Source organism: Pseudomonas brassicacearum (assembly GCF_003732265.1).
Classification (GTDB): domain Bacteria; phylum Pseudomonadota; class Gammaproteobacteria; order Pseudomonadales; family Pseudomonadaceae; genus Aquipseudomonas; species Aquipseudomonas brassicacearum_D.
Genome location: NZ_MOBK01000106.1, coordinates 1 through 287, shown reverse-complemented (window position 1 = coordinate 287; position 287 = coordinate 1). Strand labels below are relative to the sequence as shown.

1 pseudogene is annotated in these 287 nt (G+C 64.8%); it reads right to left on the bottom strand.

The annotated features are described in order from the left end of the window. Nucleotides 1-287 (bottom strand): annotated as a pseudogene (locus BK660_RS33250) (sensor histidine kinase); the annotation flags it as partial.

Below are 287 nucleotides of genomic sequence, written 5' to 3'. Positions count from 1 at the left end.
TGGCCGAGCGCCGCAAGCTTGGCCGATTGCACCAGCCCGTCCTGAGCGGCGCGCAGGTCGCGGGTGCGTTCTTCCACCAGTTGCTCAAGCTCTTCGCGGCTGCGCTGGCGCATTTTCGCCAGGCGCCAGCGCTAATTGAGGAACAGCAACAGAAACACCAGCGCCAGCCATAATCCGGCAGCGGCCAGCGCAGCATTGCGACTGTCTTCGAACGCGACCTGCGGGCGACGCAACATGTGCAGCGTCCAGCCTTCGGTGGCCAGCGGCAGCGATTCCCACAGGTAATC